A 20,304-nucleotide genomic window follows, 5' to 3' on the forward strand; every position below is an offset into this window, starting at 1 on the left:
TTATAGAAGAAGCACTTAAGAAATTAACAAAAAGCAAAAAGAAGCAGAGGGGAAATTTGGAACTGGAGGAGCGTTAGCGACCGCCTTTGTGTTTGGATTTCTACCGCGAGGAGCGTTTGAAATCAGGAAATCCAAACACAAGAGCGGCCGGAAGTCCAAATGTTCACCGCAGCGACGACCAGGCTTTGAGTTCTAATCGCAAGTGCTTCTTTTATAGTATCTACTTATACAGCGCCAGCAGCTCATGCGTAAGCTCGAAGAGCTGCAGCAGGTTCCTCGGGTCCTTGCCGGTGATGCTCTCGATCCGCTTCAGGCGGTATTGCAGTGTATTGCGGTGGATGTTCAGCTGCTCAGCCGTCTGCGAGACGCTGCAATTGTGATTGATGAAGCTGCGGAGCGTCTCCAGCAGATCGGCGGTATCCTCCAGCTTGATCGCCGTGCCGGGCTTGTCTGACAGGCTCGACTGGCTGAGCTTCACCAGGAATTCCGCGTCCTCGTAGCGGATCGATTGCGCAGCAGGGCGGAGCGCCAGAAGAACGCCGAGAGCAGCTTTGGCTTGGCGGTAGCCCTCCGCGATGCTGGTCTCCAGCCGGCTTGAGGCCAGCAGGAGCTGAGGCTGGTTATACAGCAACTGCGCAATCAGCGGGCTGCAGTCCGGCCGGTTCTGGACCAGGATTACCCACGTATCCCCGTCGAGCTGGAAGGACGGATGCAGGAACAAGAGCTTTGCCTCATCCAGCTCCGGCTGCACATGCTTGAGATAGAGTACGGTGGTCTTCAGCAGAAGATCGATCTGATAGGCCGCGGCTTCTTTTCGCAGCTTCTGGGAGTACGCTCCCTGATGGTCAAGAAGCATCTCCAACAGAGCCTTCTTGCGATTGGCTTCGCTGGCCAGATGCTCCAGCGTATTTCTTTGTTCAATGAGCAGCGATACCGTGGTTCTAACGATATTGCAGAAGGGCCGGACCTCTTCCGGGCTGCCGGAGATTCCGATTACACCTACGCGGGTGTTGCCGATGACAATCGGTTCGTTGGTGCCCTTTTTCTCATATCGCCCATCCTCCATGACTTCGACCCTCTGCCCGGTGGACAGCGCCTCGACAGCCCCCCGATGAACGGTGCCCACCCTTGCCTTATGCCCGCTGCCGATGATGATCCCCTCATGATTCATGATGTTGATATTATAGGGGATGTCCATCATCATCTTGTCTACAATCTCCTGCGCCTGCTTCTCGGATAGCTGAAACAACCGGAACGCCCTCCTCGTCTTGAGCGGGTAACCGCCTATATTGCATCTCAATCACTCATTGTGCATCTGAACAAAATTATAGACCATCCTTCACCGCGAAGAAAGGAGGAACCGCACTAAGAGCCTTGCAAGGAACCTCACGCGAAATTTTACGAGGGAAACGTACAAGCAGCCGCACTAGGAAAAGCACAAAGCACCGCCCAGCACCAAAAAAGCCAGCCCCAATGCGGGCTGACCTTAATAGAAGGGGGGATTGTGAAAAATAAGAATGGATGAGTCCGCGCTATAAATATCGCTTACCCTTGGGCAATACCCGCCTGGCTGAAAATCAGCTTCAGCTTTTCCTCATGCTCCGTACTCCATACCCCAGGCGAAGCCAGGCTGAAGGTGGATACCGGTACGCCAGACAAGCGGACGGCTTCCTTGATCGAAGCGATGAACGGGTCATCGATGGCATACAGCGCCGGAATCTCAATCAGCCGCTGCTGGAAGGACAGCACTCCGGCTAAGTCCCCCTGCTTGAAGCTGTCGTACACACCCAGCATCAGCTGCGGAGCGAAGTTGGCACTGGCAGCGATCGCCCCGTCTCCTCCGGCAGCCAGCGTAGGCAGCAAATATTCGTCGAAGCCGCAAAAGACGGAGAAGTCCGGACTAACCGCCTTAACCTGCATAATCATCTGGCGGATATGGCTAAGCTGATCCACGGTATCCTTGATGCCGAGTACATTCGGATAATGTGCGGCTAGACGGGCCACGAAGGCCGGAGTCAGATCCTGGCCGGTCATGGCCGGGAAGTTATACAGCATGAGCGGTACATCGACCGCTTCCAGCACAGCGGCATAATGCGCGAACAGGGCGTCCCCGTTCAGCTTGTAGTAATACGGATTCATAATGACGATGCCGGTAGCTCCATGCTCAGCAGCATGGCGGGAGAGCCGGAGGGTCTCAGGGGCCGTGTTGCTGCCGGTGCCGATCCAGGCCGGAAGACGGCCATTCGTATACTCCAGGCATAGCTCTGCGATCTCTTCACGCTGCTCTGCGGTGAACAGGGTGAATTCTCCGGCCGTTCCAAGGAAGAACAGTCCGTGAACCCCTTTGGCGATCAGGCTGTCGATCAGCAGCTTCATTCCGTCACGGTCGAATTTCCCGGCGGAATCCAGAATGGTCGGGACGGGAGGAATGACACCTGCATTCGGGTGGCTAAGTTTCATTTTATTTTTGCCTCCTGGTTTGGTATTATAAACATATGATTATTATAGTGAACTTGGAAGGCTTAATCAATGGATTTATGAGAGGGGAATGAAGGTGTGGACCAGAAGTACTGGGTTCCGGCATTAGAACGGGCTGATCTGATTCTTAAGGCCATCTCAAGACAGACCGGAGCGCTTAAGATGACAGACCTCTGCGAGGAGACCGGCATTAACAAAAGCTCGATGTTCTCGCTGCTGCGCACCATGGAGACTCTGGGGTGGGTGGTGAAGGATGCGGGCGAGAGGTATGTGCTTGGTGCCGGAATCTCCTATTATAATACCGTCTATAATGATTCGCTTAAGCAGAATATGAATCTGGTAGAGCGGTTCCTGGCAGAGTCGGTGCAGAGTGTCGGAGCGGTAGGGGAGACCTTTCAGCTGTCGGTGCTGGACCGCGATGAGATTATTTACCTGGCCAAGCAGGAGGGGCAGTCCCTGGTAAGGCTGGAGTCCAGCCCTGGGATGCGGTTTCCGGCCCATGCGACTGCAATGGGCAAGATGATGCTGGCACTGCTGCCGGAGGAGGAACTGGAGCGGCGTTATCCGGGTAAAATGCTGCCTGCGGTCACTTCCCGCACGCTGACAGACTGGTCTGAGTTCACCGCAGCCCTGGCTGAGATCCGCAAGACCGGCTATGCGCTGGATCAGGAGGAGATTATCCAGGGCATCAGTTGTGTGGCTGCACCGGTACTGGATGCCTCAGGCAAGGCTGTTGCCGCTGTCAGTACTTCGATGCTTCAGCATGCCTTCACCGCGAAGCAGGAAGCTGCGGTCCGGGAGGTAACCCTGCTTGCGGCGAAGCTCTCGTTGTCATAGACATCTGGGCATATTCATTCTGAGGGAGAGAAGGGATTCATATGAAATTGACCGTACAAGAGATTATGAAGGAAGACATCATTGAAGCTGTTCCGGTACATACCGCTGCGGAAGGTCCGGCAGGCCAGCTGCCGATCACCGGGGAGGTGCTGCGGAATGCACCGAGCGGAGAGATTTTTGGCATGACACAGAATGCCGGGATGGGCTGGAATCCGCTGCTGCTGAACCGGCCCCAGTACCTGATTCTCGGAACGATGGGCGGCATCCGGCGTGAGGACGGCACTCCGCTGGCGCTCGGATACCATACCGGACACTGGGAGATCGGCGTGATGATGGAAGAGATTGCGGAGGAGCTTACCGCGAATGAGGGGATTCCGTTCGCCGGTTATGTCAGCGATCCCTGTGACGGCCGTTCCCAGGGAACCACAGGCATGTTCGATTCCCTGCCTTACCGCAATGATGCGGCCATCGTGCTGCGGCGGCTAATTCGTTCACTTCCTACCCGCAAGGGTGTGCTTGGCGTAGCTACCTGCGACAAAGGCCTGCCCGCCATGCTGCTGGCCCTTGCCGGTATGCATAAGCTGCCGGGAATTATCGTTCCCGGCGGCGTGACTTTGCCCCCGATAGAGGGAGAGGACGCAGGCAAGGTGCAGAGCATCGGGGCACGGTACAGCAACGGGGAGCTGTCCCTTGAAGAAGCGGCGGATCTCGGCTGCCGGGCCTGCGCGACGCCGGGCGGCGGTTGTCAGTTCCTCGGTACGGCGGCTACCGCCCAGGTCATTGCAGAGGCGCTGGGTATGGCGCTGCCGCACTCGGCACTGTCCCCTTCGGGCCAGCCGATCTGGAAGAATATCGGCCGCCAGTCGGCCCGGGCTCTTCAGCATCTGGACCAGAACGGAATCGTCATGAGCGACATTCTGACAGATCAGTCGATCCAGAATGCGATGGTGCTGCACGCTGCCTTCGGCGGCTCCACGAATCTGCTGCTGCATCTGCCGGCCATCGCCCATGCCGCCGGATTGAAGGTTCCGACCGTCGAGGACTGGAACCGGGTGAACCGGATGGTTCCGCGCCTCGTCAGCGTACTGCCGAATGGTCCGGTACCGCATCCGACAATTCGGGTGTTCCTGGCAGGGGGCGTTCCTGAGGTGATGCTCCATCTGCGCAAGCTGGGACTGATTGACGAGTCCGTGCTGACGGTGACCGGGCGGACACTGGGCGAGAATCTGGATTGGTGGGAGAGCTCAGAGCGCCGGACGGAGCTGCGCCAGCGGCTGCTGGAAGCGGACGGCGTAGATCCGGATTCCGTGATCATGAGCCCGGAAGAAGCCAAGCGCCAGGGCATGGCGTCCACCATGACATTCCCGGTCGGGAATCTCTGCCCGGAAGGCGCAGTCATCAAATCGGCCGCGATCGATCCTGCCGTTCTGGACAGCGAGGGTGTATATCGCCATACCGGACGAGTGAAGGTGTTCACCACTGAGCGGGCCGCTATCCGCAGCATCAAGCTGGGCATGGTCCATGCCGGGGATATTCTGGCTGTCATCGGCCGCGGGCCGAGCGGGACCGGGATGGAGGAGACCTACCAGCTCACCTCGGCGCTCAAGCATCTGCCCTACGGCAAATATGTCACGCTGATCACGGATGCCCGTTTCTCCGGCGTATCCACCGGTGCCTGTATCGGCCACATGGGTCCGGAAGCGCTGGCTGGCGGCACGCTCGGAAAGCTGCGCGATAATGACTGGGTGGAAGTGCGGATCGATACGGTGACTCTGGAAGGAAGCGTGAATCTGGTGGGCGAGGGAGATGAGCCGCTGACCAAGGAAGCGGGAACGCTGATTCTGGCTTCGCGGACACCGCATCCGGGCCTGGCAGTAGACCCGGGTCTGCCGGAGGACACCCGGCTGTGGGCTGCGCTTCAAGCGGCCAGCGGCGGAACCTGGAAGGGCTGTATCTACGATACCGACAAAATCATTGCCTTACTGGAAGCGGGACGGCAAGCATTGGAGGAGAAACTATGAGCCGACATCTGATTCATAATCCGATTCTGCGCGGATTTCATCCGGACCCGTCGATCTGCCGGACTGGAGATGACTATTACATTGCTACTTCAACCTTTGAGTGGTTCCCCGGCGTGCGGATTCATCATTCGCGCGATCTGGTGAACTGGCGGCCGCTGACCTATGCGCTGACCCGCAGCTCGCAGCTCAATATGGAGGGGGACCCCGATTCCGGCGGTATCTGGGCACCTTGCCTCACGTACGACAATGGACTCTTTTATCTAATCTATACCGATGTCAAAAGCCGCCAGGGTGCCTTCAAGGATACACCTAACTATCTGGTGACTGCGGAGAATATCGAAGGCCCCTGGTCTGAGCCTGTATACCTGAACAGCAGCGGCTTCGACCCTTCACTATTCCATGATGAAGACGGGCGCAAATGGCTGGTCAATATGCTGTGGGATCACCGCACCGGCCGCAACAGCTTCGCAGGTATTGTGCTCCAGGAATATTCGGTGGAAGAGCAGTGCCTGGTCGGACCGGTTACTCCGATCTATAAGGGAACGGAGCTGGCCCTAACCGAAGGCCCGCATCTGTACCGCAAGGACGGCTGGTATTATCTGATTACGGCTGAGGGCGGTACGCAGTATGATCATGCGGTGACCGTAGCCCGCGCCAAGCAGATTGAAGGTCCCTATGAGACCGCTCCGGTTAATCCGCTGCTGACCTCGGCAGGCAACCCTGATCTGGCGCTGCAAAAAGCAGGCCATGCCAGCCTAGTAGAGACGCAGACCGGCGAATGGTACATGGTCCATCTGTGCGGCCGTCCAGTCAAGGACAACTACTGCAACCTGGGCCGGGAGACGGCGATTCAGCGCGTCGAATTCACCGCCGACGGCTGGCTGGCCTTGTCCGGGGGCGGAAACGCTCCATCGCTGACGGTGGAGGGACCGGATCTTCCGGCGCATCCTTTTGCCGCAGCCACTCCGCGTGACGACTTCGAGGCTCCGCAGCTGGATGTCCGCTGGAGCACGCTCCGCGTGCCGGCTGATGAATCCTGGCTCTCGCTTCAGGAGCGTCCGGGCTATCTGCGCCTGAAGGGCAGGGAGTCGATGAGCTCCATGCACCACCAGAGCCTGGTCGCCCTGCGCCAGCAGGCCTTCCGTTGCAGCGCCGAAACCTCGGTCGACTTCGAGCCGCAGCATTTCCAGCAGATGGCTGGTCTGATCGTCTATTACGACACGAAGGATTACCTCTATCTGCGGATCACACACGATGAAGTCCTCGGCAGAACCCTGGGACTCATCCGCTCCAAGGATGGAGTCTATGAAGACACCCTGACGCCTGAAGTGCCGCTGCCTGCCGGAGTAAGCGTGGCGCTTAAGGTCGTCATCGATGGCGAGTTCGCCCAGTTCTATTACAAGGTTAGCGAATCCACTTGGGAGCAGATCGGCCCGGCCCTGGAAATCTATCATCTGTCCGATGACTTCCCGGCCTACATCCGCTTCACCGGCACGTTCATCGGCATGTGTGCCCAGGACCTCAGCGGCACGCTGCATCCGGCGGATTTTGATTACTTTGAGTATCTGGAGCAGGAGTAGAACAGCGGAAACATTAAACACTAGAAAGACCAGGAGCCGTTCTCCTGGTCTTTTTGGTGTGATATAGGTATAGGCCACCATGCCGTGTAGCCAAACCGGTGAATTGAGTCAGACTGCGGAAATGAAGAGCATAAATACCGTTGAATTTCCCGAACTAAGCCAAGCCGCGAAAATGTAGTGCATTAATGCACTTGAATTTCCTGAATTCAGCCAAATGGTGGAAATGAAGAGCATTAATACCCTTGAATTCTCCAAATCTAGCTAAATCACAGAAATAAGGTGCATTAATACCCTTGAATTCTCCGAATGGACTCCAATCGGTGAAATTAGGAGTATTAGTGCACCTGAATCCCCCAGCGCGGGCCAGCTCCCACAGTCTATTGTAAGATGTACATTAGAACTCGATACTTAGCTATACAGGAGAATGCGGCACTTAGCTAAGCGCGCGGCTTGGAGTGTACGTTCCCCACCGGCCATCCTTACAACGCTCACCACCCAAAAAAAGGCCTGGCCCTCCTTGTTCAAGGATGGCCAGACTTTTTACTTATGTTCGCGCCCACGCGCCCACAACTCAGGCCGTGTACTTCTCCAGCGTAGCCCTTACCGCACCCGGACCAGCCAGCATCTCGGTGAACATGCCCTCGATAGTCCCGCCGAGTCCGGCGGCGTACAGGTCCACGCCGAAGATAGCCTGATCCTCCAGTACCGCGCGCACGCCAGCGGCCGTGGCAGCATCCGCGCCCAAGGCAACGCCTTCAAGCCGCGCTTGCAGCGATTCCAGCAGCGGGTCGGAACTGAGCATGAATGCAGCGCCTTCATCGTTCACGCCCAGCAGATACCGGCACCACGCGGCAATCGCCAGCGGGATGGCCGTTAACTGCGCGGGGTCAAGATCATCCCGCCGGATATACGACTTGATCGTCTCGCCGAAGCGAATGCCGACCTTCTGTGAAGTATCGGTGGCGATCCGCTGCGGAGTGTCAGGGATGAACGGGTTGGCGAACCGTTCCTGCAGCACCTCGTCCAGGAATTGCTTCGGACTCAGGATGCCGGGATCAACCACAACCGGCAGGCCTTCCTTGTAGCCGATGGTCTCCACGAGCTTGCGAAGCGTGGCGTCCTTCATCTCATCGGCAATGAGCGTGTAGCCGAGCAGACAGCCGGTTACCGCCAGCGCCGTATGCAGCGGGTTGAGGCAGGTGGTTACCTTCATCGTCTCCACGTTGTTAACCGTGTCGCGGTCCGTGAAGATCACACCGGCTTCTTCAAGCGCCGGACGTCCGTTCGTGAACTTATCCTCAATGACCAGATACTCGCTGATCTCCGCGTTAACGAAGGGAGCAGTGTACGTGTTCTTGGAGGTGACGATCACATCCATGCCGCCGATTCCCTGTTCCAGCAATGCTGCCTGGACGGATTCGGACGGGCGCGGGGTGATTTTGTCGATCATGGACAGCGGGAAGGTGATCTTCTGCTCATCCTCCAGGTAAGCCACGAACCCTTCCTCTACAAGACCTTTGGCGGCCCATTCCTTGGCGATGGTAACCATGCCGTTCTTCAGCTTGTCGCCGTTATGCGAGCAATTGTCCATGCTGACGAAGGTCATCGGGTACTGGCCCTTCAGGTAACGCTTGTAGGCGAAGGATGCCACGATGCTCATCGCATGAACCGGATGTTCCGGCCCGCCGGCGATGTCTTTCTGCACAATACCAAGGTACTGTCCATCAGGACCGGTCAGCGAATAGCCCTTCTCCGTAATCGTGAAGCTCGCCATCTGCAGGCTGGGATTCTCGAAAATCTCAGTCAGGCGGCTGTAATCCGCTTCCCGCGTCTTATCTGCAGTGATGCCTTCGACGATGCTGCTGACGATCCGCTTCTGGAAGTCGCCGGCTGCATTCATCAGTACCAGCAGAGTCAGATTGTCATAAGGCTGGTAGACCTTGTCGATCATCTCGAAGTCAAAAGTCTCGGCGGCGATAATGCCGGTGTCAGCCTTGCCGCTGTCCAGCAGCTTCTGGTGCGCATTCGCCACGAAGCCTCTGAAAATATTCCCCGCCCCGAAGTGAACCCACTCCGGCTTCGCAAGCGTATTCTGCGCTACCGCTGCGAAATCGAACTGCGGCAGCTCTACCCCTGCGGCTTCCCAGGCTTCCCGGTCCGCGATGCTGCTTCTGCTCAGACTCAGCATTTACTTGGCCCCCTTGACATTCTCCAGGCTGTCCCATACGCCGAGCAGATACATGATGCCCATCGCTCTGTCGTAGAGGCCATACCCCGGACGGCAGTTCTTTTCCTCGCCCCAGAGATGTCTGCCATGGTCCGGACGCACATAACCGGTGAAGCCGCTCTCATGATACGCCTTAACAACCTCTGCAACATCTACGCTGCCGTCACGGCCCCGGTGGGATACCTCAATGAAGTCGCCGTTCTCGAACACCTTCACATTACGGATATGGGCAAAATAAATCCGGTCACTGAACTCGCGGATCATCGCCGGAAGATCATTCTCCGGGTTCGTTCCAAGCGATCCGGTACAGAAGGTCAGGCCGTTATACGGGCTGTCCACCATGTCGAGGAAGCGGCGGATCGTATCGCGGCTGCGGATAATGCGCGGCAGTCCGAAGATCGGCCAGGCCGGATCATCCGGGTGAATCGCCATTTTGATATCCACTTCTTCACACACCGGAATGATGCGCTCCAGGAAATATTTCAGGTTGTCGAACAGCTTATCTTCGGTAACGTCAGAATAGGCCGCGAACAGCTCATCCAGCTTGGCCAGCCGCTCCGGCTCCCAGCCGGGCATCGTGAATTGTCCGGCACCCTTCAGGATGCGGTCTACCATCTCACGCGGATTGTCGGTAATGGCAGCCTTTTCATAAAAGAGGGCGTTCGAGCCGTCCGGCAGCTCCTTATACAGCTCAGTGCGGGTCCAGTCGAACACCGGCATGAAGTTGTAGCAGATGACCTTGACGCCAACCTTGGCCAGCTTGCGGATCGTATCGATATAGATGTCAATGTATTTGTCGCGGGACGGCAGTCCAATTTTGATATCATCATGAACGTTGACGCTTTCAACAACCGCTGTGCTGAAGCCCTTGGCTGTGATCTGATCGGCAACCTTCTGGATGTCTTCCATCTCCCAGACCTCACCTGCCACCTTGTGGTGCAGCGACCAGACGATGCCCATAACGCCCGGGATTTGACGAATGTGGTCAAGAGTGATGTTGTCATTGCCCTCGCCGTACCATCTCCAAGTCATATTCATTGTTATTTTCCTCCTTAAGTAAGATAAGCATAAATACAAATGATAACCTTCCGAAGCCTTGTGACAATTGACCTTACAGAACCAGCGTTACATGTGGCATAATCTTGTATACAAGACTCAATTCGTAATGATCATAGAATATGCGTTCATCTTTGTCAATGAAATTCATATCCCTTTTCTATATAATGGGGGGAAGAACAATCCCGAACAGAAAGTTGGTCTATTCCATGACTTCCAAAAAAGAAATAATAGCCTACCTCAAGCAAGAGATTCTCTCCCTTGAGCTGAAGCCGGGGGCGATGATCAGTGAGACGGCTCTGTCCGAGCGCTTCCAGCTGTCGCGGACGCCGATCCGTGATGTGCTGAAGCAGCTGTCCCTGGAGCAATATGTCGATATTTATCCCAAAAAAGGCAATCTCGTATCCTACATAGACCTGGAGTCCGTGGAACAGATTATCTATCTGCGCAATGTGCTGGAGAAGGAGATTATGAAATCGCTGGCCGGGAATATCCCGCTTAAAGGGCTGCATGAGCTGAGGGACAACCTTGCGCAGCAGCAGAAGTGTATTGAGCAGGCGGAGGGAGCAGAGGTGTTCCTGCAGCTTGATGACCAGTTCCACCGCACGATGTTCGGACTGGCCGGGCGCGAATTCCTGTGGGGTGTGCTCCAGCAGTTCAATGTGCACTACATCCGCTATCGCAAGCTGCATATGCTGAAGGACGAGAAGCTGGCGGCGATTCAGCAGGAGCATCAGCAGCTGCTGGATTATATTGTGAAGGGGGACACCGCCGGGATCAACGAGCTGCTGCACCACCATCTGCGGGCGGATATCGACTCCAAGAACCTCCAGGAGCATTTCGCCACGTATATCAAAAAATAGGGCTGGCCTTCATCAAGCACCGCCCGCAATAGCGCATAAAGCCCGCCCTCATCAACGATGAAGGCAGGCTTTTACTAAAAATATAAGAACTTATATGTTGCACACGATAACTTATCCTTCTATTTCTCGCTGAAACGGTACCGTCCTTTAAAAGGACGGCGAAGCCGCTTCTACTTGATATAAAGCCGTACAGGCTCCGCGCTCTGCCTAGCTCCTGCCCTCGCGGTATTCCCGCGGTGACTGGCCGCTCCAGCGCTTGAACTGTCTGCTGAAATGGGCGATATCGCGGTAGCCGAGCAAGCCGGAGATCTGGCTGACGCTCAGGCTGTGGTCACCCAGCAGCACCTTGGCTTCATGCAGCATCTGCTCCGACAGGTAGACGCGGGGGGAGAGGCCGAATACCTGACGGAAGACACGGTAGCAGTGCGAGGGGCTGATCCCCAGCTCAGCGGCGATGTCGTCAACGCCATAATGGCTGTCATAGGGCACCTCCTGCGTGAACTGCTGATAGACCAGGCTCTGGAGGCGGCTGCGGATCTGGTGGGCCAGCTCGATCCGCTCATAAGTGCCCGGGGAGGAATTGTCAGCCTCCAGGGAGAAGACCTCCCAGAGCTGGGCGAACAGCTCGAAGACGGCAGACTGCAGCCTCATGCGCTGGGAGATCGTGATGCTGCCGGAGCCGGAGGTGGAAATCTCCACCAGCCTGCTGAGGAGCGGTCCCAATCTGTGGGCAACATTGCTCTCTGAGGTGAATAATACATGATTCAGCCGGCTGAGAAGTGAAATGAACAGCTTGTCATCAATATCGAAATGGATGCAGAAATAGGTGAAGGCCCCGCCGTTTCCGCTGCGGCTGGAGTGGATGTCGCCCGGCCTCAAGAGGACCAGATCCCCGGCGTGTTGAAGGTAGCTGTGGTTGTTGACGGTGAGCAGCTGCTCTCCTTCAAGCACATAATTGAATTCATATTGGGGATGGGCGTGCTGCGGATAATCCCATTCCCCGCTCACCTTGCGCAGATGCATGCCGAACAGGTTGAGCGTGGTTTTCACATCCGGGATGATAGTTTCACTAAGGCTTTGCCCCGGGACCGGCGGTTCAAAAGCTGCAACCAATAGGATCGCCCCCTGATACTTTGCGTTCTCATGATAGGGATGTTCAGGCTGTGTGCCTGTTTTATCCGTTATTAGTATACAGGATTCTGCTTGATTTGGGTAAATATTAGCGTGATTTGACAATGTTCCGGGGCTGCGGCTGCGTGGTAGGATGAACCTGAATGAAATCTAGTATACAAGATGTATGCAGAGGAGATGTGGACATGAGACAACAATCCGGGAATGAGTATGCTGCACAATATGACAGCGGATACAATGCGTGGCTAAGCTATCCTAAGCTTCAGCAAGGCCCCCTATATAAGCAATATGCGAAATGGTGCGGGGCGGTATCCGTTACAGAAGCCGGGGAGACCATCCAGGCTGCACTTCAGGAATGGACAAGAGGCATTGCCTCGCTATTGGACCTTGAGGCTGTCTCCAAGCCGCAGCCGGAAGATTTCGGTGTGGCCTTCGGCACCTTCACGGGTGATCATCCACTGATCCAGGGTGTGTTCGAGGACAAGACCGTCCAAGCTGTAGGAGCAGAAGGGTTCGCCATCCGAACCAGCCAGTCCCTTAAATGCATCGCTGTAGGGGCTTCCTCCCAGGCAGGTGTGTTATACGGCGTCTTCCATCTTTTGCGCCTGATTGCCAGCGGCAAGGACATTGAGAATCTGGATGAAATAGTGAATCCTGTGAATTCGCTGCGGATGATTAATCACTGGGATAATTTCGACGGCAGTGTGGAGCGCGGCTATTCCGGCAGATCCTTCCTGTATGAGAATAACCAGTTCACGAAGGATATGGACAGAATTACAGACTATGCGCGGCTGATGTCTACCGCCGGCATCAACGCTATAGCGATCAACAACGTGAACGTTCATGCGCTGGAGACGCTGTTTATCTCTACTTATCTGCCGGATGTGGCCAGAATCGCTGATATCTTTCGCATCTATGGCATCCGCCTGTACCTGTGCGTGAACTTCGCCGGACCTATGCATGAAGGGGAAGTAGGCACCGCTGATCCGCTGGATGCCGGCGTGAGGGAATGGTGGAAGTCGAGAGCCGCAGACATCTATGCTGCTATTCCCGATTTCGGCGGCTTCGTGGTCAAGGCCGATTCGGAGAACCGTCCCGGCCCGTTCACTTACGGACGGAACCATGCAGACGGGGCCAACATGCTGGCGGAAGCCCTGGAGCCTTACGGCGGCATCGTGATTTGGCGCTGCTTTGTATACAACTGCAAGCAGGACTGGCGTGACCGCAAGACGGATCGGGCCAGAGCGGCCTACGATCATTTCAAGCCGCTTGACGGCCAGTTCCATGATAACGTCATTCTGCAGATCAAGAACGGCCCGATGGATTTCCAGGTCAGAGAGCCGGTATCTCCGCTCTTCGGTGCCCTGGAACGGACGAACCATGTGATCGAATTCCAGATCGCCCAGGAATATACCGGACAGCAGCGCCATGTCTGCTATCTCGTTCCGCAGTGGAAGGAGATTATGGAATTCGATACGCAGGCCAAGGGCGGTCCGGCCCCTGTTAAGCGGATCGTTGACGGATCGCTGTGGGGCAACCGCCTGAGCGGAATTGCGGCGGTATCCAATGTGGGCAATGACAAGAACTGGACCGGCCATCTGCTGTCCCAGGCGAATCTCTACGGCTTCGGCCGGCTGGCCTGGAATCCTGAGCTGAGTGCGGAGGAGATTGCGGCCGAATGGATCGCCTTGACATTCGGCACGGACACAGCGGTTGCCGGAGTGATCAGCCGGATTTTGCTGGACTCCTGGGAGATCTATGAGTCTTATACATCGCCGCTTGGCGTAGGCTGGATGATCAATCCCGAGCATCACTACGGCCCGAATGTGGACGGCTATGAATATTCAATGTGGGGCACCTACCACTATGCCGATCATCAGGGAATCGGCGTAGACCGGACCGTGGCGACAGGCACAGGGTACAGCGCCCAGTATATGGGCAGCAACGCCGTACGTTATGATTCCCTGGAGGAATGCCCGGATGAGCTGCTGCTGTTCTTCCATCATGTGCCGTACACTCATGTGCTGCATTCCGGCAAAACCGTGATCCAGCATATTTACGATACGCATTTCGAAGGTGCAGAGCGTGCCGAAGGGCTTCTGGACGCATGGGGCGGACTGAAGGGCAGCATCGCAGAAGGCCTGTACACTCAGGTGGAGGAACGCCTTAAGGGGCAGGCGGCTCATGCCAAGGAATGGCGTGACCAGATTAATACGTATTTCTACCGCAAGAGCGGAATTGCAGATGCATTAGGCCGGACCATCTACTAAGGGAGCGTCTGCATTCCGGACGGCCCTGGCCTGTCTTTTGACAGGCCAGGAACTCATTTGGCTAACATCGAGGAGGAGTAGATCTCATGACACTGACTTTCAGTGATGTGATGGAGCACTTGAATGCAGGGGTACAGCTGCCCGTGAATACGGTGGATAAGCTTACGCCGGACGCTGCGGGAACAGAAGTGCAGGGAATCGTGACTGCCTTCGCCGCTTCGCAATATGTGGTGGAGCAGGCGGCCCGGCTTGGCGCCAATCTGGTGATCACGCATGAAGGTGTATTTTATAGCCACCAAGGACAAGAGAGTGCGCTGGAGCAGGATTCCGTCTACCAGGAGAAGTCTGCACTGATTACAAGCAGCGGGGTAGGCATCTACCGCTTCCATGACACAATACACCGTTATACGCTGGACGGAATCGTGGAAGGACTGTTGAAGGAGCTGGAATGGGAAGCGTATGTGGAGCGGCATCTACCCGAGGTGTCGATCCTCTCCATTCCTGAGATGACCGTTTCCGGGGTTGCAGAGTATCTGAAGCAGAAGCTGAATATCCCTTATGTCCGCGTTGCCGGGAACCTCTCCGCCTCCTGCTCCAGAGCGGGAGTACTGGTCGGCTACCGGGGAAATGGCCATTCGGTCATCCCGATGTATGAGCAGGAGTCGCTTGATCTGGTCATCGCCGGTGAAGGCCCCGAATGGGAGGTGCCTGAGTATATCCGCGATGCGGTCCGGCAGGGCAAGGACAGGGCGCTCATCATGCTGGGCCATGCCGAGAGTGAAGCGCCGGGAATGAAGCTGCTGGCAGAGCGGCTGAGCCTGCAATTCCCGGAGGTGCCGGTGCATTACATTCAGGATCAGCCCGTGTTTCAAATCCTATAATTAGCGTAGCTTAGAGATATCCCGAACCGCCCGCCACGGCTGTTTGGGATATCTCTTTGTACTTGTTTCGGAAACTATGATTTCCTCCTATTGTAGATAAGATATGTATAGATTTGGGGATAAGTATTCTTTGAATAAATTGTAGAATGACTTTGGTGCTGAAGGTATGCTTAGAACTGAATAGCAATTGGCTGGTACAGCGACATACGGACCAAAGGTATGTGGAAAACAGTATACATTATGTTCGCAAGCAGGCACACGGACCGAATGCATGTGGAAAACAACATACATTTGCTCGCAAGCAGGCACACGGACCGAATGTATGTGGAAAACAGCATACATTATGCTCGCAAGCAGGCACACGGACCGAATGTATGTGGAAAACAGCATACATTATGCTCGCAAAGCAGGCACACGGACCGAATGTATGTGGAAAACAGCATACATTTGCTCGCAAGCAGGCACACGGACCGAATGTATGTGGAAAACAGTATACATTTGCTCGCAAGCAGGCACACGGACCAAAGGTATGTGGAAAACAGCATACATTATGCTCGCAAGCAGGCACACGGACCGAATGTATGTGGAAAACAGTATACAGCACAGGGTTCTATAAACGCGACTAATATAATAACGCTACTGACATAACGTTGTCAGTAGCGTTTTTTATATGTTTTGGGGTCCCCGCAAAGTACCTGAGTTATCATCGAAGCTAAATCCTCACTTTGTGGGGTTATTTCATCAGGGGCAGTCCTGCCTCCGCCGCTCATTCTCCGCCAGAATATCCTTGATGGTGTTAGCGTCCTTCTTATCTGCGATCAGTATGCCTTCGGGACCGGCTATGGCGACTATGCCGGAGACACCAATGACATGCAGCGGCACCTCCAGCTCGTTAATAATATGACTGTTCCCGCATTCTCCCCATAGCCCGCCTACTCCAATAACCTGCGATGGCAGCCGGTCTGTCAGCGTATCCCAGCTTCCCAGGTCGGACCATTCCCCTTCATGCCTTACGACAACCGCTTTGGTGCTGCGTTCTGCCACTTCCTTGTCGAAGCTGCGGACCGGAAGCCCTGGATACTGCGCGGTTAATGCTGTGATTTCCACAGGCAGCCCCAGCCGCTCCAGATGCTCCAGCAGGAAGCCGAGCCGCGCAGCGAACACCCCGCAATTCCATAAGGCCTTCTCCTGCATCAACTCCAGGGCTTTAACCTTATCCGGCTTCTCTGCAAAATTTAATACCGGAGCATACCCGCCAGAGTCCTCCTGTGCCGGGACAACATAGCCGTATTGCTCTGAGGGATACGAGGGCCTCGTTCCAAGCAGGAGGAGTTCGGCCTCAGATTCGGCCAGAATAGCCCCGAATTGATGGAACTGGCGGAAGAAATCATCATCCGCATACATGTCGGCCGGAGCGATACAGATGACGTCCTCCGGCTGTGCCTTTCCGGTGGCAAGCAAGTGCAGCGCGCCGAACGCGGCAGCAGTAAAGGTGCCGCGCTTGCACGGCTCACCGATTACCGGATATTTACTCCCGGTGTACCGCTGTAGGAGGGCTACCTGCTCCTGATGGGCCACAAGCAACAGGGATTCATCCAGTCCGGCCTGACTGAGCTGACGGCATACCCGCCCGATCATGGATTCTGTGCCCCCGCCCGGTGCAGGCAGGAGCTGCAGGAACATCTTGGAGCGGATGCTGCCGGACAGGGGCCACAGCCGCTGGCCGGAGCCGCCGCACAGAAGAATAGTATGCATCACGTTTCTTGCCTCCTTAAGGCTTGCCCGGAGTGGAGTATCCCTTGCGCTGGTGGAAGGAGAGCGAACGGTAAGACCCGGCGTACTTCCGGATTTGCGCCTCAGTCAGCGAGCCCGCCGGGGTCTTCAGGGCTTTATTATTGGCATTCTTGAGCAGCACAGAGGTACGGTTTGCGCTGTACACGTAGTTGGCATAAGTCTCGAATTCGGAGAAGCCGAACTGCCGCTTCTTGTTGATAGAGTGTAGAATAGCCGCGTGCCAGGACATGCCGTGGCGGGCTGCTATTTTTCGTTTGAGACTGGCCAGCTTCGCAGAATCAAACAGCATGTAGTGGGTCACGAACGACTTGGATGAAGGGGCAGGGGCACCGAGCAGCTTGCGGTAGGTGCGGAAATATTCCGGCTGGCTCCAGTTGCGGCAATAGAAGATGCTTTTCCCGCCGGAACGGAAGCGATGGGGACGGATGAGCACCGTATCTGCATCAATGACCAGGAAATACTTCTCACGGCACACCTGATCCCCATTCATCTTGAGCAGCTGCTGATACAGCCAGCCTGACCGGTTCCAGCGGGAGGAGGAATAGCGGATCGCTTTTTTGGTGAACGGGAGGACGGTGGTTTCATTGACGAAGACGCAAGCTTTCCGGGAGCACAGCTGTCTGATTCTACTATTCTCCGGCGAGACAATATAGATATTGCTGATAGAATGCTGGACATAACGGCGAAGACTATCAATCACATAAGGGAGGGTGGCGAGATCCTTTTCGATAGCAGGAATCAGGACATCAATCGGTGGAGCGCTTGAGGTTGCACTTACAGCAGCAAGGGACATAGATTCATCTCCATACATATATTGACATTTGATCGTCTTCACTAGCGTATGCCTGCTGAGCTGCTATGGAGAGGGCAATTATCCTGCACAAGTTAATCTTTCTATACGGGGCAAATGATATATTCCACGGCACCTCCGGCGGCATAGGATGCAGTGAATATGTAATTTTATGTTAAAACGGAGCGTTGGCTCCCAGCCCGGACAGGAGAGTGCATAAGTGACAGCCAAAAAGGTTCAGTCAGGTCAGAGCAAATGGTATAAGACACAACTGCTGCTTAAGAACGAGACAATCAAGGCTTTCATCCCCGATACCCGGAGATTTAACCGGCGTAATCTGGAGCAGATGATACACGGCTATGGAATGATCTATATCAAGCCGGAACGGGGAACGTATGGCATGGGTGTGATCCGCGCGGAGCGGAAGGACCGGCAGGGATATATGTATCAGTATGAGGAGACCGTGCGCCGGTTCGCTACGTTTGAGGCTTTTCATCACAGTCTGGCGACAAGAATCGGGAAGAGGAGCTATCTGCTGCAAAAAGGTATCCACCTGCTGAAGCATCACGGGCGCCGTTTCGATATCCGGGTGATGGTGCAGCTCAGTCCAAAGGGCGTATGGGAAGCTACGGGGATTATCGGCCGGCTCGGGCACCCGCGCAAAATTGTGACCAATTATCACAGCGGCGGCAAACCGACCGCAGTGGAGCATTTGCTCTCCACCCATCTGTCTGCGCAGCAGCTTGTGCAGCTTAAGGGGGAAATGAACCGGCTGGGCACACGCATAGCGCGGCAACTGAAAAAGACTTATCCGCACCACCGGCAATTCGGTGTAGATGTCGGACTAGACCACTCACTGAAGCCGTGGATCATTGAAGTGAATATGAATCCCGATCCCTATATTTTTAATCAGCTGAAGGATAAATCCATGTACCGCAGAGTGATGCGTTACCGGCGTTTGGGCTTGACCAAATAATACGATATGCCAAAGGAAGGCCTGCCAAGCTGTGCAAGGCCTTTCTTTGGCATAAGGCTGTGATGTGTAATCTTACTCCGGCATAGCTAAATCCCGCTGTCTTATAGTAAAATAAGATAAATTCAAATACATAGAAGTTATTGTATGCTGAACCAGCTTATGCTTGCGTCCGGCGGGCAATAATGAGCAGAAAAGGCGGCTGAATATAGCTAATGAGAAAAAGTGTTGTATTTAAAGCGGTTTCATGTTACTTTATAGTCAATAAAAACGTTTTTATCAAAAAGGAACATTGATATGGCTAAGATAACGATCAAAGATGTCGCACGGGAAGCCGGGGTCTCCATCTCCACGGTCTCCAACGCCCTGAATGATGTGGATGTGCTGAGCCCGGAGACCAAAGCCCATATTCTGAAGGTGGCCCAGCGCCTGAATTACGTGCCGAATCTGAACGGCAAGCTGCTGAAATCAGGGACCACGAAGATGCTGGGGTTCTTCACGACAAGTGTGTCCGGTCCGTACTTCTACAAGCTGGTAGAATCCATGTCCCGTCAGTGCGACCGCCTGGGCTATGGCCTGAATGTATTCGTCACCAAGGACAAACAAGTCATTATGAGCAATATCCTCGGACGGCGGGTGGATGGTGTCATTATCTATGAGGAGCTGGGCATCGACGAGCAGGACATTGCCGCTATGAAGAAAGACAAGATCAAGGCGGTGTTTCTGGACCGGGTGCTGGAGGATGAAGGCATGGGCAGCATTATCTTTGATTCCTACGAATCAGGCTATGAGGCTACGAAGTATTTAATTAGCCTGGGGCATAAGCGGATTGCCTATATCTCCGGCGTGGATACGATGTTCGACAGCGTGCAGCGGAAGGAAGGCTATCTGGCCGCGCTGCGTGAATACCAGCTTCCGGTGGAGGAGGATTTTATCCTTCAGGGGTATTTTGAGGAGGACAGCACCTATAATGCCGTGAAGTCTTACCTCCGTCTGCATCCCGCGAGAGTCCCTGACGCCTTCCTGGCCGGCAATGATATCAGTGCCATGGGCTGTATTCAAGCGCTCAAGAGCTATGGGTATGAAGTGCCGCAGGATGTCAGTGTGATGGGCTTCGATGATATTGATATCGCACCTTATTATTCGCCGCCGCTCACGACGGTAAGGAATCAGATTGCAAGACAGGGCATGCTGGCGATTGATCATCTGGTCCGCATGATTCAAGACAAGGAGCAGGGCGCAGCACAGAAGCTGCAGGGCGAGCTTGTCGTAAGAGGCTCAAGTCATGTGAAGCTGGAGCGGAAGGACCGCAGATAGAGGGTAGCGGGTGAAACTGATTTTACAGGAGGGGGATTTTTTGCGCCAAAATAAAAACGTTTTTATTGCCTTGAGCAACCAGTTGA

15 protein-coding genes are annotated in these 20,304 nt (G+C 55.1%); 8 read left to right on the plus strand and 7 right to left on the minus strand.

The window, feature by feature from the left end:
• Positions 1-220 precede the first annotated feature (220 nt).
• On the minus strand, positions 221-1,249 hold the full coding sequence (locus tag MHH78_RS12600; RefSeq protein WP_341167601.1) for a CdaR family transcriptional regulator: 1,029 nt from the start codon (positions 1,247-1,249) through the stop codon (positions 221-223).
• A gap of 296 nt (positions 1,250-1,545) precedes the next feature.
• Complete coding sequence (locus MHH78_RS12605) at positions 1,546-2,460, minus strand: dihydrodipicolinate synthase family protein (protein WP_341167602.1); 915 nt, start codon at positions 2,458-2,460, stop codon at positions 1,546-1,548.
• 96 nt (positions 2,461-2,556) lie between these two features.
• Here MHH78_RS12605 and MHH78_RS12610 point away from each other — a divergent pair, with 96 nt between their 5' ends.
• The 3 genes from MHH78_RS12610 to MHH78_RS12620 are packed head-to-tail and all read left to right on the plus strand — an operon-like array spanning position 2,557 to position 6,916.
• A complete protein-coding gene (locus MHH78_RS12610; RefSeq protein ID WP_341167603.1) occupies positions 2,557-3,315 on the plus strand; it encodes an IclR family transcriptional regulator in 759 nt (252 codons plus the stop codon).
• 41 nt (positions 3,316-3,356) lie between these two features.
• A complete protein-coding gene (locus tag MHH78_RS12615) occupies positions 3,357-5,336 on the plus strand; it encodes a YjhG/YagF family D-xylonate dehydratase (protein ID WP_445668045.1) in 1,980 nt (659 codons plus the stop codon).
• Entirely contained in the window at positions 5,333-6,916 is a 1,584-nt protein-coding gene (locus MHH78_RS12620) for a glycoside hydrolase family 43 protein (RefSeq protein ID WP_341167604.1), read from the plus strand. The genes MHH78_RS12615 and MHH78_RS12620 overlap by 4 nt, the downstream gene beginning before the upstream one ends.
• A 571-nt stretch (positions 6,917-7,487) precedes the next feature.
• On the opposite strand, the gene MHH78_RS12625 is transcribed toward MHH78_RS12620, so the two are convergent.
• Both MHH78_RS12625 and uxuA read right to left on the minus strand, forming a co-directional pair.
• Positions 7,488-9,104, minus strand: a complete 1,617-nt coding sequence (locus MHH78_RS12625) for a mannitol dehydrogenase family protein (RefSeq protein WP_341167605.1) — start codon at positions 9,102-9,104, stop codon at positions 7,488-7,490.
• The gene (uxuA, locus tag MHH78_RS12630; RefSeq protein ID WP_341167606.1) at positions 9,105-10,181 is read right to left on the minus strand and encodes a mannonate dehydratase; all 1,077 of its coding nucleotides are present in this window, start codon (positions 10,179-10,181) and stop codon (positions 9,105-9,107) included.
• Between the two features lie 227 nt (positions 10,182-10,408).
• On the opposite strand from uxuA, the gene MHH78_RS12635 reads away from it, so the two are divergent.
• Positions 10,409-11,062 (plus strand): GntR family transcriptional regulator, encoded by a 654-nt coding sequence (locus tag MHH78_RS12635; RefSeq protein WP_341167607.1) that lies wholly within the window; start codon positions 10,409-10,411, stop codon positions 11,060-11,062.
• 207 nt (positions 11,063-11,269) lie between these two features.
• On the opposite strand, the gene MHH78_RS12640 is transcribed toward MHH78_RS12635, so the two are convergent.
• The gene (locus tag MHH78_RS12640) at positions 11,270-12,175 is read right to left on the minus strand and encodes an AraC family transcriptional regulator (RefSeq protein ID WP_076081211.1); all 906 of its coding nucleotides are present in this window, start codon (positions 12,173-12,175) and stop codon (positions 11,270-11,272) included.
• A gap of 203 nt (positions 12,176-12,378) precedes the next feature.
• Here MHH78_RS12640 and MHH78_RS12645 point away from each other — a divergent pair, with 203 nt between their 5' ends.
• Both MHH78_RS12645 and MHH78_RS12650 read left to right on the plus strand, forming a co-directional pair.
• Positions 12,379-14,463, plus strand: coding sequence for an alpha-glucuronidase family glycosyl hydrolase (locus MHH78_RS12645; RefSeq protein WP_076081209.1), 2,085 nt, complete (start codon positions 12,379-12,381; stop codon positions 14,461-14,463).
• A gap of 86 nt (positions 14,464-14,549) precedes the next feature.
• Positions 14,550-15,344, plus strand: a complete 795-nt coding sequence (locus MHH78_RS12650; protein WP_341167608.1) for a Nif3-like dinuclear metal center hexameric protein — start codon at positions 14,550-14,552, stop codon at positions 15,342-15,344.
• A 741-nt stretch (positions 15,345-16,085) separates the two neighbouring features.
• Here the strand turns inward: MHH78_RS12650 and MHH78_RS12655 are convergent.
• Positions 16,086-17,099 carry a sugar phosphate nucleotidyltransferase gene (locus MHH78_RS12655; protein WP_341170323.1) on the minus strand — a complete coding sequence of 338 codons (1,014 nt, stop codon included), beginning with the start codon at positions 17,097-17,099 and terminating at the stop codon, positions 16,086-16,088.
• Positions 17,100-17,115: 16 nt separating this feature from the next.
• Complete coding sequence (locus MHH78_RS12660; RefSeq protein WP_341170324.1) at positions 17,116-17,931, minus strand: DUF6492 family protein; 816 nt, start codon at positions 17,929-17,931, stop codon at positions 17,116-17,118.
• A 217-nt stretch (positions 17,932-18,148) separates the two neighbouring features.
• Between MHH78_RS12660 and MHH78_RS12665 the strand changes: the two genes are divergently transcribed.
• Positions 18,149-18,904: a YheC/YheD family protein gene (locus tag MHH78_RS12665; protein WP_076081201.1), complete on the plus strand. Its 756-nt coding sequence runs from the start codon at positions 18,149-18,151 to the stop codon at positions 18,902-18,904.
• Positions 18,905-19,198: 294 nt separating this feature from the next.
• A complete protein-coding gene (locus MHH78_RS12670; protein ID WP_339249683.1) occupies positions 19,199-20,218 on the plus strand; it encodes a LacI family DNA-binding transcriptional regulator in 1,020 nt (339 codons plus the stop codon).
• The last annotated feature ends 86 nt before the right edge of the window (positions 20,219-20,304 follow it).

This window comes from Paenibacillus sp. FSL H3-0333 (genome assembly GCF_038002805.1).
GTDB classification, from domain to species: domain Bacteria; phylum Bacillota; class Bacilli; order Paenibacillales; family Paenibacillaceae; genus Paenibacillus_AQ; species Paenibacillus_AQ silagei.

Excerpts from the sequence above, each read along its gene's own strand:
- MHH78_RS12670 (WP_339249683.1), top strand. The coding sequence starts at position 19,199 with ATGGCTAAGATAACGATCAAAGATGTCGCACGGGAAGCCGGGGTCTCC.
- MHH78_RS12645 (WP_076081209.1), top strand. The coding sequence starts at position 12,379 with ATGAGACAACAATCCGGGAATGAGTATGCTGCACAATATGACAGCGGA.
- MHH78_RS12620 (WP_341167604.1), top strand. The coding sequence starts at position 5,333 with ATGAGCCGACATCTGATTCATAATCCGATTCTGCGCGGATTTCATCCG.
- MHH78_RS12650 (WP_341167608.1), top strand. The coding sequence starts at position 14,550 with ATGACACTGACTTTCAGTGATGTGATGGAGCACTTGAATGCAGGGGTA.
- MHH78_RS12605 (WP_341167602.1), bottom strand. The coding sequence starts at position 2,460 with ATGAAACTTAGCCACCCGAATGCAGGTGTCATTCCTCCCGTCCCGACC.
- MHH78_RS12655 (WP_341170323.1), bottom strand. The coding sequence starts at position 17,099 with ATGCATACTATTCTTCTGTGCGGCGGCTCCGGCCAGCGGCTGTGGCCC.
- MHH78_RS12660 (WP_341170324.1), bottom strand. The coding sequence starts at position 17,931 with ATGTCCCTTGCTGCTGTAAGTGCAACCTCAAGCGCTCCACCGATTGAT.
- MHH78_RS12615 (WP_445668045.1), top strand. The coding sequence starts at position 3,357 with ATGAAATTGACCGTACAAGAGATTATGAAGGAAGACATCATTGAAGCT.
- MHH78_RS12625 (WP_341167605.1), bottom strand. The coding sequence starts at position 9,104 with ATGCTGAGTCTGAGCAGAAGCAGCATCGCGGACCGGGAAGCCTGGGAA.
- MHH78_RS12635 (WP_341167607.1), top strand. The coding sequence starts at position 10,409 with ATGACTTCCAAAAAAGAAATAATAGCCTACCTCAAGCAAGAGATTCTC.
- uxuA (WP_341167606.1), bottom strand. The coding sequence starts at position 10,181 with ATGAATATGACTTGGAGATGGTACGGCGAGGGCAATGACAACATCACT.